Consider the following 13,129-nt stretch of genomic DNA (forward strand, 5'->3'; position numbering starts at 1 on the left):
TTTTAAATAATACAATTAATATTATAAAATTGTTTTTTTTCCCATGAATAAATTGTTAATTTCTTCCCCCAACAACATCCAGTATCTAATCCTATTATATTTTTTTGAGTATATTCTCCTCCTTGTAAATCAGACCAATGACCAAAAAATATTGTATATTTTTCATATAAAATATTTGGAATCCAAAACCATGGTTTTAATGTTTTAGAATTAATATCATTAGGCGCTTTTTTAGTTAACATTTCTAATGTACCATCTAAATAACAATATCTCATTTTAGTTAGTCCATTAATAATATAATTAAACCGTTTAAAACCTACTAATGTATTTTTTTTCCAATCAATTATTTGATATTTTTCATTATTTATATAATCTAAAAAAAAACTATTATTTTTACTTGAAATAATATTTTTTGCTTCATTAGAAGCAGATAATATAATATCTATATTATCCCATTGGGGAGGGATACCTGCATGTGACATTAAAATCTTTTTTTTTTTATCATATTGTATTAATGGTTGATATTTTAACCAAGTATTTATAATAAATATTATTTTTTTATCTTTTAATAAATTTAAAATTTTTGTATCATTAATATTATTATTTTTAGGATTTAATATAAGAAATATTAAATATAAATCATGATTTCCTAAAACTAATTTTATAGATTTTTTAATAGAATATAAAAAATATAAAACTTTTATAGAATCTGGACCTCTTGCTATAAGATCTCCTGTAATCCATAATTTATCATTTTTATAATCAAAATTAATTTTTCTTAATAAGGAAATAAATTCATTATAATGACCATGAATATCTCCAATAAAATAAGTAGTCATATTTTTTTATAAATTAATTATATTAGTGAATATAGGTTTTAATTGCTAAACGAAAAATAGGGATTTCTACATGATAAACATCATTATTTTCGTCTATTATTATATAATGTCCTTCTATAATTCCAATAGGAGTTTCTAAGATAGTTACATTAGTATAATGAAAATTATTCCCTGGTTTAATATATGGTTTTTTACTTATAATTCCTTCACCATATATTTGAATTTTTTTACCATTACCGTTAGTTATACTCCAATAACGACTAATTAATTGTAAAATTTTTTTTCCTAAATTGTGAATAGTAATTGTATAAGTAAAAACATAACGATTAACTGTAGGTATGGATTGTGATTTTATATAAATACTATTTGTTTTTATATAAATTTGAGATAATAATGATTTCATTAAATTATAACCTTTTATTATTAAATTCCAACCAATTAGCTAATTGACAATATTCTGATACCGAAACATCTTCAGCACGTATTTTATGATCAATACCTAAATAATTTAGTTCTTCTATAGAAAATAAATTAATTAGACTATTTCGTAAAATTTTTCTTCTCATACTAAAAGCTTGTTTTATAATTTTTTTTAAAAAGAAAATATTATTTAAATTATAAGGATTATTAATATAAGGTCTTAAAAATACCATATTAGAAATAATTTTAGGTTTAGGAAAAAAAGAATTTTCTTTAATTTCTATTAAACATTTTATTTTACAAAATAATTGAGCTATTATACTTAAACATCCATAATTTTTACCTCCAGGATAAGCAGTTAAACGCTTTACTACTTCTTTTTGCATAATAAAATTCATATCTTTAATATTATTTAAATATTTAAATAAATAAAAAATTATTGTAATAGAAATATTATACGGTAAACTACCAAATATACGTATTCTTTTTTTATATTTTTGAGTTAAAATTAAAAAATTAAAATTTAATATATTATTTAATATAATATTAATATTTGAATTTATTAAAATTTTATTTTTTTTTAAAATATTAACAAAATTTTTATCTATTTCAATAATAGAAAGATTTTTATTATATTTTATAATTGGAATAGTTAAAGCTCCTAAACCTGGACCTATTTCTAACATAATTTGATAATATTTTGGATTAATAAAAGATATAATCTGTTTAATAATTTTTTCATTAACTAATATATGTTGTCCGTATTTTTTTTTAAAAATAATTTTCATATTATTAATAAATAATTTTTTTATAAAAAATTAATTATTATTATATATATAATATTATATTTTAATATAAATTATATTTTTATTATTAATTTATATTTTTTATATATATTCTTTTAGCATATGTAAAAATAAAAAGGTTAGCTTCTCTTTCTATATGTTCTTGTAAAATAATATTATATGCTTTTTTACTAAAAAATAATTTATTATTTTTAATATTATCTTTATCTAATAATTGTATTATAAAAACTCCATCTGATTCTTGAATAGGTAAACTAAATTCATTAATTTTTAATTTTGTGATAATTTTTTTAAATTTTAAAGAAAAACTATTTAATAATATCCAATTTTTATTATTTTTATATTTAATTGATAATATATCATCAGAAAATAATTCAATTGCTTTTTTAAAAGTTATTCTTTTTTTTAAAAGATTAAAATATATATTTTTAATTTTTTTATTAAAATCCTTATTACTTAAATTATTTTTTTTTATATAAATATATCTTAATAAAACTTTTTCATTATCTGTATTATTATTAATAATAATATTATTTATTTTAAAAATAAATAATTTTGAATTAAAATATATTGGTCCAATTATATCTTTTTTTTTAACATTATCTAAATAATTAATAATATTATTTGGTAATTGATTTTCTTTTTTATTTTTAAAAAAATTTTTTTTTATATTAAAATGAGAAATAAATGTTTTTATATTATATTTTTTTAAATTATTATTTAATTTCTTATTTTTTAATAAAAATATTAATTGATTCAATAAAAAAATTTTATGATTAAATTTATTTTTTAAATATCCTTTATTAATTAAAAAATAAAATAATGTAATATCATATATTTTATTTGTTTTTTTTTTTAAATATAATCTATTACTTAATGAATCAATTTCTTCATCATAAATATTAAAATCTTCTAATAAAAATTTATTTTTTAATACATTAATTAATATAATATTTTTAAAAATTTTATAAAATTTTTTATAATTAATATTATTATCTAAAAAATTTTTTTTTAATAAGTTTTCATCAATATTATTTGATTGATATATATTTGAAATAAGATCATCAAAATCATCTTCTGGTAAAAAAAAATTATTATTTTTTATAATATGTAAAAAAATAAAATATTTTATTACATCTTTAGTATTTTTAATATTTAAAAATAAATATAATATTGGATATTTACTATTATAAATTTTTTTTGTAATAGATAAAATTTCATCTATTTTTTTTTTTAAAATCATATCATCATTTATAATAAATTTAATATTATCAATATTTTTAATAGGCATACATTGAGAAATATTGAATAAACAGAAATATAATATTATAATATAAATTGCTTTTTTGATTATCATTTTAATCCTATTAATAATTAATTTCATATCAATTTATAATAATAAACAATTATTATTATTAATAATAATATTTAATTATTGTAATTTAGTACAATTATTAATTATTATAGATAATTAAATTATAATTTAAATATATTTATTGGAGAATATATGTTTTCTTATTTACAATTATTATTCTTTTTAATAAATTTAATTATTAATTACTATATAAGTTTTAATTTATTAAATATTATTTTATTAATATTAATTAGTTATTTAATTAATCAAATAACTAATTCTTATAATAAAAAACATAATTATAGTTATAAAAATAATATAAAAAAATTATTTCTTCAAACTAATTTTGAAGTTATGGGTTATATAAGTAAATCAAAAGGTTTTATTAGTAAAAATGATATAAATTTTGCTATTCAATTAATTAAAAAAATGAATTTGAATAATGAAGAAATAAGTTTTGTAAAAAAATCATTTAATAACGGTAAAAAAAAAAATTATCCTTTAATTTATAAAATAAATAATTTAAATTATTTATTTTATAAAAATAAAAGTTTAATAAATAAATTTTTAGAAATACAAATTGAATTATCTTTCATAAATAATTTTTTAAATAATAAAAATAAAAAAATATTAAATATTATTTTTCAAGAATTACATGTATCATTTATTGATTTATTTTTTATAATAAAAAAGTTAAAATATAATAATAAATTTATTAATGAAAAAGATTTATTTGATAATTATTATCATCAAAATCAAAAAAAAACAGAATACTATTCTAGTAATTATGAATTTTTTTATAAAAAAAATAATTTTCGAAATAAAAAAAATTATAGTTCAGAATTAGATAAAGCTTATAAATTATTAGGAATTAATTATAATGATAATTTATTAACTATAAAAAGAGCATATCATAAATTAATTAGTAAATATCATCCAGATAAATTGATATCTAAAGGATATTCATCTAAACAATTAGAAATAGCAAAAGTTAAAACACAAAATATACATAAAGCTTATAATATAATTAAAAAACATATTACATAAATAAAATTTTATTTTTTTTCAATTATAACTATTGCACAAGTATATTTTTTTTCATCAGATAATGAAATATGAATATTATATTTATAAACTGTATTTTCTAAAAATTTTAATGCTTGATGATAAAGTTTTAATTTTGGTTTTCCAGTTAAATAATGAGATAACTCTATTTGATTAAAAAATATACCATTACTAAATCCAGTATTTAGTGCTTTTACAGTTGCCTCTTTTACTGAGAAATATTTTGCTAAAATTTTAATTTTATTATTATGTTTTTTATATACATCTAATTCATGTTTAGTAAGTATTTTATATGCAAAACGTTTACCAAAACGTATAAAAATTTTTTTAATTCTATTTATTTCTACTATATCAATTCCTATTCCAATAATTTTCATTTTATGTTTTAAATTTAAATAAATTTTTTATAAATTAATTATTTTATTTTTATCCATAAATTTACATTTATTTTTTTTTTAAAAAAATTTTCTATTTTTTTTTCAGATCTATATTTAATTAATTTTATTATTATAGAATTTTTACCTATTATAATTTTTTTTTGATTTATATTTTTTATTAATAAAAAAACATTTATTTTGTCTGGTAATATTTTTAATTTTTTAAAATAATTTACTTTAATATCTATTAAATATGGTAATTCTTTATGAATATATTTTATAATACTTTCTCTTATAATTTCTTTAAAAATAAATTTTTCTGTTTGATTAGTAATATAATTTTTAGGATAATTATGTTTTTTTTGAGGTAATTTTTTACAAATAGTATTATTAATATCATTAGTATATAATTTATATTTAGCTGAAATTATGAATAAATAAATAAATTTAATTTTTTTTTTAAGAAAATTAATATAAGGTAATAAAATACTTTTATCATTAATTTTATCAATTTTATTAATAATTAAAACTACTGGTATAGTTATTTTATTAAAAATTTTTACAAATTTTTTTTCTATATAATTCCATCGATTTCGATCTAAAATAAAAAAAATATAATTATATTTATTATGTTTTAATGAATTTAAAATTTTATTATTATAAAATATATTTCCTGGAGTATCAATATATTCTATTTGATAATAATTTTTATTATATATTCCTATAATATTATAATTAGTAGTATTAATTTTATGAGAAATTATAGATATTTTTTTACCTACTAAAGTATTTAGTAAAGTAGATTTTCCTGAATTAGATCTTCCCAAAATTAAAATATTACCATAATATGAAGATATTTTTTTCACATAAATTACCTTTGTTTGTTATAAAATAAATTATTCAAGACCAAGTTTTTTTAAAGCTTTTTCTGCTGCTGATTGTTCAGCTTTACGACGACTTGATCCTATTCCTATTATTATTGCTGATATTCCACTAATTTTACATTGTATTGTAAATTTTTGATTATGTACTTCACCATTTATTTGTATTATAAAATAATAAGGTAAAGGAAGATGTGATCTTTGTAAATATTCTTGTAATCTTGTTTTTGGATCTTTTTGATTATTACCAGGTAATATTTTTTTTAATCTAAATTGATACCAAAGTAAAATAATCTTTTCTACAACTTTTATATTACTATCTAAACAAATACTACCAATCAAAGCTTCCATGGTATCAGCAAGAATAGATTCTCTATTATATCCTCCATTTTTAAATTCTCCTGGTCCTAAAAATAAATATTCACCTAATTTAAATTCTCTTGCAATACTTGCTAATGTATTTCCTCTAACTAGAGTAGCACGCATACGACTCATATTACCTTCATTTACACTAGGAAATTTATTATATAATGCTTTAGCTATTATATAGCTTAATATAGAATCTCCTAAAAACTCTAATCTTTCATTATGTTTACTACTTGCACTTCTATGTGTTAAAGCTTGATATAATAAATCTTGATGAATAAAAATATAACCTAATCTTTTTTGTAATTGATTAATCATAATAAAATTCACATAATTGTATTTTAATCTATTATATAAAATAAGTTTTATTTTGAATAAATTAATTAACTTTATGTATTCGATTAAATCTAATTTTAAAAAACCATGAATTTGATTTCTTTTGAATATTTAACCAAATTAATATAGCTTTTCCTAATAAATATTTTTTATGAACAAATCCCCAATATCTACTATCAAAACTATCATCACGATTATCACCCATAACAAAATAATAATTATTTGGAATTATCCAAGTATATAATGGAACATTTTTTTGTTTATATATATTTAATGTTTCATTTTCTAATTCAGGCATAAATAAAATTTTATGTGATAATTTATTTATATATTCTGTATATTGGAATAATCTTAATCCACCCAAAATATGGTGTTTTTTAGAATTTTTAAAAATTTTAATAAATTTACTTTTTTTTAATTTTTTATATTTAAAAATATTTTTTTTAAAATTTTTACTCTTTAAAAGAGTTACTTGTTTATTTTTATAATTATAAACAATAATATCTCCTGGTAAACCAATAATTCTTTTAACATAATTTATTTTAGTATTTTTAGGATATTTAAAAACTACTATATCCCCTCTATTAGGTATTTTATTATTAATAATAATCTTATTATTCAAAGGATTTTTAATTCCATAAATAAATTTATTTACTAGAATAAAATCACCTTCTAATAAGGTAGGCATCATTGAATTTGATGGAATATAAAAAGGTTCATATATAAATGAACGAATTATAAAAATTAATAATATTATAGGTAATAAAAAACTTATTTGTTTTATCCAATATTTTTTTTTTAACATATATTTTTTATAGTAAAAGTTAAATATATTATTTTTTATATAAATAAAATAATTTAAATTTTTATTTAGTAAATAAATATATATATTACTATTTAAATTATATTTTATAAATAAATTATTTATTTATCTTTAACATAGCTAAAAAAACTGAAGTTGGTAATTTTATATTACCAATATTTTTCATTCTTTTTTTTCCTTCTTTTTGTTTTTGAATTAATTTTTTTTTTCTACTAATATCTCCTCCATAACATTTTGCAATAACATTTTTTCTTAATTGTTTAATATTTGTACTAGAAATAATTTTTTTTCCTATTGTAGCTTGAATTGTAATATCAAATTGTTGTCTTGGAATTAATTTTTTAATTTTTTCTATTAAAATACGACTATAAGAATAAATTTTTTTTTTATAAGTAATTGTTGTTAATGCATCAACATTTTTTTTATTAATAAGAATATTAATACAAATTAAATCAGATTTTTTAAAATTTATAAAATTATAATCTAAAGATCCATATCCTTTTGTAATAGATTTTAATTTATCAAAAAAATTTATAATTACTTCAATCATAGGTATTTCATAAATTAATATTACTTGATTACCATGATATATTATATCTTTTTGTATCCCATTTTTTGTTATACATAATTGAATAATTTTTCCTATATATTTAATAGGGGAAATAATTTTACATTTTAAAATAGGTTCTCTTATTTCTTTTATTAAGAAAGATGATGGAAATTTAGATGGATTATCTATATATAAAATATCTTTATTAATTGTTTCTATCTCATATTTTACAGAAGGTGCAGTAGTAATAATATTTATATTATATTCTTTTAATAAACGTTGTTGTATAATTTCCATATGTAATAAACCTAAAAAACCACATCTATATCCATAACCTAATATTTCTGAATTTTCTGGTTCAAAAAATAAAGCAGAATCATTTAAACTTAATTTTTTTAATGCATTACTAAAAATTTTATATTCGTCTGATATTATTGGAAATAAACCAGCAAAAACTTTAGGAACACTTTTTTTAAATCCAGATAACATTATATTAGATGGTTTTATATATGATGTTATAGTAGCTCCTACTGGAACTTCATTTATATTTTTTATACCTAAAACTATCCAACCAACATCACCACATTTTAATACATTTAAATTTATTTTTTTAGGAGTAAAAATTCCTATTTTTTCAACAACATATTTTTTTTTTGTATTTAAAATAATTATTTTCATTCCTTTAAAAATTTGACCATTTTTAATACAAATTAAAACTATAACTCCGAGATAATTATCAAACCATGAATCTATAATAAGAGCTTGTAAAGAGGTATTAATATTTCCTTTTGGAGGGGGGATATTTTTAACTAAATTTTCTATTATTTCTTTAATTCCTAGTCCAGTTTTAGCTGAACATTTAAGAATTTCTTTAGATTTAATACCTATTATTTCTTGAATATCTTCTTGAATTTTTTTAATATTAACAGTTAATAAATCAATTTTATTAATAACTGGTAATACTTTCAATCCCATTTTTAGAGCAGTATCACAATTAGACAAAGTTTGAGCTTCAATCCCCTGTGAAGCATCTATTAATAATAATGCTCCTTCACATGCAGATAAAGATCTAGAAACTTCATAAGAAAAATCTACATGACCTGGAGTATCAATAAAATTTAATTTATAAAAATTATTATTTTTTGCTTTATAATTTAAAGAAACACTTTGTGCTTTTATTGTAATTCCTCTTTCTCTTTCTAAATCCATAGTATCTAATACTTGTGATGTCATTTCTCTATTAGATAATCCACCACAAATTTCAATTAATCTATCTGCAAATGTTGATTTTCCATGATCAATATGAGCAATAATTGAAAAATTTCTTATATTTTTCATAAAATAATATTTTAAAACCTATAATATAAAAGAAAATTTTTTAATAAAATATATTATTAATTATAATTAATACCTCTTTGTATAAGTATAGAATTACTATTTAATTCTTTACCTCTAAATTTTTTAAATAAGATAAGAGGATCTTGAGAACTACCTAAAGATAAAAGATTATTTAAAAATTTTTTTCCAATTTTTTGATTAAATAGTCCATTTTTTTTAAAATATAAAAAAGAATCTGCAGCTAATTGTTCTGCCCATAAATAACTATAATATCCAGCAGCATATTCTCCACCAAATACATGATTAAATACATTGGTATATTTATACCAAATAGGCATAGGAGAAATAGTTATTAAATTTTTTCTTATTTCTGTAATTAAATCTGATATCTGATTTTTTTTATTTAAATTAAATTCGTTATGTATTCTAATATCAAATAAACTTAATTCTATTTGACGCATAAGTAATAAAGCAGAATTATATTTTTTAGATTTAATTAATTTATCAATTATATTTTCTGGAATATTATTTTTTTTTTTATAATGCTGAGAAATAAGTTGTAAAGATTTAATCTCCCAACACCAATATTCCATAAATTGACTTGGAAATTCTACAATATCTAAAGGTATTCCATTAATTCCTGAAATATTAGATATATTTATTTTAGAAGTAATATGATGTAAAGCATGTCCAAATTCATGGAATAAAGTTAAAACTTCATTATGATTGAGTAAAAAAGTTTTATTAGAAGATGGGGTAAAATTACAATTAACATAAGCAATTGGATATTGAATTATTCCATTTTCTTTTAACATTCTTGTTTGACATATATCCATCCAAGCACCACTACGTTTTTCTGTACGAATATATAAATCAAAATAAATACTTCCATATAATTGATATTTTGAATTAAAAACATCAAAAAACATAACACTTTTATGCCAAACGGATACTTTTCTTTGTTTAAAAATTAAACCATATATTTTATTAATAATATTAAACATACCTTTCATTACAATATTAATTGGAAAATAATCACGAATAATATTATCATCAATTCCATATAAATAAAATTTATATTTTTCTGAAAAAAATGCTATATCCCATGGATTTATTTTAACTAAATTATATTTTTTTTTAATAAAATTTTTTAAATCAAAAACTTCTTTTTCTGCTTGTTTTTTAGATAGTTTTATTAATTTATATAAAAAAGATAAAACTTTATCAACTTTTTTAGCAGATTTAACTACTAAAGATTGTTCAGAATAAGAATTATATCCTAATAATTTAGATAATTTTAGACGTAACGATAATTCTTTTATTATGATAGATTCGTTATTAAATTTAGATTTATTTTGGTCTAAAGAAGATGCTCTTGTATTATACATATAATATATTTTTTTTCTTAATACATTATTTTTACAAAATGTTATTATAGAAGAATAAATAGGAAAATCAAAAGTAATTAAATATCCTTTTTTATTTTTTAAAATAGCATTTTGATATAAAATATCTATTATATGATTAGGGATTCCATTTAATTCTTTTTTATCTAAAATATTTTTTTCTAACTTTTGAGTACTATCAAAAACATTATTATTAAAAATATTTTGTAATTTTAATAAATGTGTTACATATTTTATATATATTTTTTTTTTTTCTTGAGATAATAAAATTCCTGAAAATTTAAAATCACGTATTATATTATTAAGAGATGTAATTTTTAATTTATCAAAATTTAAATTTTTTTGATTATTTTTTAATTCTATATAAGCATTATATAAATATATATTTTGTTTAATCCATATATAATAATTAGTTATCATTTTAATAATAGTTTCATAATTTTTTCTAATTTGATTATTGTTACAAACATAATATAAATGACTTATGGGAGAAAAAATACGATATAAATTTTCATCTAATTCTAATATTTTTTGACAAAAATTTTCCCAGTTATAATTATGTTTATATTTATTTAAAATTTTATTAATTTTTTTTTTAGAATTTTTAATTGTAATTTCTATTGCAGAAATCATACAATCATTAGTTATTTTATCAAAAGGTGGTAATAGGAAATCAGATAATAAAGGATTACACATAGTAAAATTCCAGTTTATATATAAAATATGATTAAAAAATATTCATAAAATAAATGTATTTTATAAAATTAATTTTTAGGATTAAAAATAAAATTTTGTCTCATTATTTCAAATAGACAAATTCCTGTTGCTACAGAAACATTTAAAGAATTTAAATTATTAAACATAGGTATAGAAATTAATAAATCACATTTTTTTTTAATAGTATTTTTAATACCTTTATCTTCAGATCCCATGATTAAACATATAGGATATATTAATTTATTATAATAAATAATACTATTTTTTTTATTATTATCAGCTCCCATTATTTTAATTTTATAAGACTTTAGAAGATCAATAGTATTTTTTAAATTTTTTACAAAAATTATAGGTATATATTCTGATGTTCCACAAGATATTTTTTTTACCATAGCATTTATTTTAACAGAATTCTTCTTAGGTAAAATAATCATATTAACATTAAATGCAACAGCACTTCTTATGCATGCTCCTAAATTATGAGTATCTGTAATTCTATCTAAAATAAGAATAAATATTTTTTTTGAAATATTAATAATTTTTAAAATATCTTTTTCAGTGAAAGATTTTGATATATTTATTATTGCCATAATTCCTTGGTGAATACTATTATTAGTTTTTTTATTAAGCCATTTTTTATTTACTCTATGTATATTTATGTTATATTTATTAATATAATAAAATAATTCTTTAATTTTATTAGATTTTTTTTTACTATTTAAAATAAATATCTCTTTTAAAGAAAGAGGATTTTTTTTTAAAATATTAATAACAGAATGTATTCCAAAAATAATATCTTTCATAATTATTTAATAATTATTTTTAATAAATTAAATATATTGTAAAATAAAAATATAAATTTTAACTTTTTTTTAAAATTATGTAAAATTTATTGATTTAATTTTTCTTTTATAAATTTAATGATAAAATCATAAGCTTTATAAATAGAGTTGCTATCAAACCAATATATATTTTTCCAATAACGTAACCAAGTTAGTTGTTTTTTTGCTAAATGACGTGTATTAATAGTAGTTTGTTCAATCATTTCTTTATAAGAAATTTTATTTAAAATATATAAAAACATTTGTTTATATCCAATGCAACGTATTGCAGGAAAATCAATTTTTAAATATTCATTTTTAATAAGATCTCTTACTTCTTTTTCAAAACCTAATTCTAACATTTTAAAAATTCTCTTTTCTATATTTTTATATAAAATTTGTCTATTATAATAAGTTAATCCAAATTGATATATTTTATAAGGAATTTTAGTACCTATATTTTTTTGTAATTCACTTAATGGTTTACCAGTTAAAAAAAATATTTCTAAAGCTCTTAAATTTCTTTGTATATCATTACGATGAATCTTATTTGCAGATATAATATCAACTGTTTTTAACATATGATGATATGATTTATATAATTTATCTTTTATTTTATTAGTAATTATTTTACGTATTTTAAGATTAGATTTAGGTAATAAAGGAGAAATAGTATTAATTAATTTATTATAATAAAACATATTTCCTCCAACTAAAAATGGGATTTTTCCTCTTTTAATAATTTCATCTATGATTTTTAAAACATCATGATAAAATTCCATAACAGAATATAATTGATAAGGTTCTTTAATATCAATTAACCAATGTTTTTCATAAAAAAAATCATTTTTTTTTGGTTTATCAGTTCCTATATCTAATTTTTTATAAATTAAAGATGAATCTACACTAATTAATTCAATAGGTAAAATTTTTGCTAATCTAGTAGCTAAATAAGTTTTTTTAGATGCTGTAGTTCCCATTAAAAAAATAACTATTGGTAATTTTTTATTTTTTTTATTCATATTATCAA

General features: G+C 16.8%; 13 protein-coding genes. 1 reads left to right on the forward strand and 12 read right to left on the reverse strand.

What is annotated here, in order from left to right; translation table 11 throughout:
- Nucleotides 1-2 precede the first annotated feature (2 nt).
- The 4 genes from GJU05_RS00775 to GJU05_RS00790 all read right to left on the reverse strand — a co-directional run bounded on the left by GJU05_RS00775 (nucleotide 3) and on the right by GJU05_RS00790 (nucleotide 3,422).
- Nucleotides 3-839 carry a symmetrical bis(5'-nucleosyl)-tetraphosphatase gene (locus GJU05_RS00775; RefSeq protein ID WP_208753654.1) on the reverse strand — a complete coding sequence of 279 codons (837 nt, stop codon included), beginning with the start codon at nucleotides 837-839 and terminating at the stop codon, nucleotides 3-5.
- 22 nt (nucleotides 840-861) lie between these two features.
- Nucleotides 862-1,242: a Co2+/Mg2+ efflux protein ApaG gene (gene apaG / locus GJU05_RS00780; RefSeq protein WP_208753655.1), complete on the reverse strand. Its 381-nt coding sequence runs from the start codon at nucleotides 1,240-1,242 to the stop codon at nucleotides 862-864.
- Between the two features lie 4 nt (nucleotides 1,243-1,246).
- Complete coding sequence (gene rsmA, locus GJU05_RS00785; protein ID WP_208753656.1) at nucleotides 1,247-2,047, reverse strand: 16S rRNA (adenine(1518)-N(6)/adenine(1519)-N(6))-dimethyltransferase RsmA; 801 nt, start codon at nucleotides 2,045-2,047, stop codon at nucleotides 1,247-1,249.
- A gap of 85 nt (nucleotides 2,048-2,132) precedes the next feature.
- A complete protein-coding gene (locus tag GJU05_RS00790; protein ID WP_208753657.1) occupies nucleotides 2,133-3,422 on the reverse strand; it encodes a peptidylprolyl isomerase in 1,290 nt (429 codons plus the stop codon).
- Nucleotides 3,423-3,572: 150 nt separating this feature from the next.
- Here GJU05_RS00790 and djlA point away from each other — a divergent pair, with 150 nt between their 5' ends.
- Nucleotides 3,573-4,466: a co-chaperone DjlA gene (djlA, locus tag GJU05_RS00795; RefSeq protein WP_208753658.1), complete on the forward strand. Its 894-nt coding sequence runs from the start codon at nucleotides 3,573-3,575 to the stop codon at nucleotides 4,464-4,466.
- A gap of 8 nt (nucleotides 4,467-4,474) precedes the next feature.
- Here the strand turns inward: djlA and acpS are convergent, their stop codons facing one another.
- The 8 genes from acpS to miaA form a co-directional block, all read right to left on the reverse strand.
- The gene (acpS, locus tag GJU05_RS00800; protein ID WP_208753659.1) at nucleotides 4,475-4,861 is read right to left on the reverse strand and encodes a holo-ACP synthase; all 387 of its coding nucleotides are present in this window, start codon (nucleotides 4,859-4,861) and stop codon (nucleotides 4,475-4,477) included.
- 38 nt (nucleotides 4,862-4,899) lie between these two features.
- Nucleotides 4,900-5,727 (reverse strand): GTPase Era, encoded by an 828-nt coding sequence (gene era / locus GJU05_RS00805; protein WP_208753660.1) that lies wholly within the window; start codon nucleotides 5,725-5,727, stop codon nucleotides 4,900-4,902.
- Between the two features lie 30 nt (nucleotides 5,728-5,757).
- Nucleotides 5,758-6,438, reverse strand: coding sequence for a ribonuclease III (gene rnc, locus GJU05_RS00810; protein ID WP_208753661.1), 681 nt, complete (start codon nucleotides 6,436-6,438; stop codon nucleotides 5,758-5,760).
- A gap of 49 nt (nucleotides 6,439-6,487) precedes the next feature.
- Nucleotides 6,488-7,249, reverse strand: a complete 762-nt coding sequence (gene lepB, locus GJU05_RS00815; RefSeq protein ID WP_208753662.1) for a signal peptidase I — start codon at nucleotides 7,247-7,249, stop codon at nucleotides 6,488-6,490.
- Between the two features lie 115 nt (nucleotides 7,250-7,364).
- A complete protein-coding gene (lepA, locus tag GJU05_RS00820) occupies nucleotides 7,365-9,155 on the reverse strand; it encodes a translation elongation factor 4 (RefSeq protein ID WP_208753663.1) in 1,791 nt (596 codons plus the stop codon).
- Nucleotides 9,156-9,211: 56 nt separating this feature from the next.
- Nucleotides 9,212-11,257 (reverse strand): M3 family metallopeptidase, encoded by a 2,046-nt coding sequence (locus GJU05_RS00825; RefSeq protein WP_208753664.1) that lies wholly within the window; start codon nucleotides 11,255-11,257, stop codon nucleotides 9,212-9,214.
- Between the two features lie 68 nt (nucleotides 11,258-11,325).
- Nucleotides 11,326-12,081 (reverse strand): 23S rRNA (guanosine(2251)-2'-O)-methyltransferase RlmB, encoded by a 756-nt coding sequence (rlmB, locus tag GJU05_RS00830; RefSeq protein ID WP_208753665.1) that lies wholly within the window; start codon nucleotides 12,079-12,081, stop codon nucleotides 11,326-11,328.
- Between the two features lie 86 nt (nucleotides 12,082-12,167).
- Nucleotides 12,168-13,121 carry a tRNA (adenosine(37)-N6)-dimethylallyltransferase MiaA gene (gene miaA / locus GJU05_RS00835; RefSeq protein WP_208753666.1) on the reverse strand — a complete coding sequence of 318 codons (954 nt, stop codon included), beginning with the start codon at nucleotides 13,119-13,121 and terminating at the stop codon, nucleotides 12,168-12,170.
- Nucleotides 13,122-13,129 lie beyond the last annotated feature (8 nt).

The sequence above is a fragment of the Enterobacteriaceae endosymbiont of Donacia fulgens genome (genome assembly GCF_012567545.1).
Classification (GTDB): domain Bacteria; phylum Pseudomonadota; class Gammaproteobacteria; order Enterobacterales; family Enterobacteriaceae.